This window comes from Bradyrhizobium sp. NBAIM08, assembly GCF_020193935.1.
Taxonomy (GTDB): Bacteria; Pseudomonadota; Alphaproteobacteria; order Rhizobiales; family Xanthobacteraceae; genus Bradyrhizobium; species Bradyrhizobium yuanmingense.
The window spans coordinates 1-380 of the sequence record NZ_JADYVR010001386.1 but is presented as its reverse complement, the minus strand read 5'-3'; the positions used below and the strand labels follow the sequence as shown (position 1 = coordinate 380).

The window sequence follows — 380 nt, the reverse complement described above, 5'->3', positions numbered from 1 at the left end:
CGGAGGAACCGCTCACGGTCGAAAAAGTGCTTGACCTTGCGTTCAAAGTCGCCCGGCTCTTCCTCCTTCCAGTTGAAGAGGTGCCGACGATCGAGGCTCCAGGTCGCGCCGTAATAGAAGTTGATGAGGTGCGTGATGTCGAACACCTGCACCGCCGCGAGCATCTCGGGGGTCTCGGCGTGATATCGACGGACCTGCTTGAAGCCGATCTGGATTCCGTCCCGCTTCTGCGCCGCCTTCGCTTCCACCATTGCGACCGGGATTCCATTGACAAGGAAGACGACATCCATCCGGTTCGTGAACTTGCCGTTCGCGAACTGCCATTCCTCAGTGACGTGGAACATGTTGTTCTCGAGCTGATCGAAGTCGATGACTTGAAC

The 380-nt window shown here is 57.4% G+C and carries 1 protein-coding gene; it reads right to left on the bottom strand.

All coding sequences use genetic code 11. The features are described 5' to 3' along the window. The coding region (locus I6F37_RS45055; protein WP_249795526.1) for a type I restriction endonuclease at window positions 1–380 on the bottom strand (380 nt) is incomplete at both ends.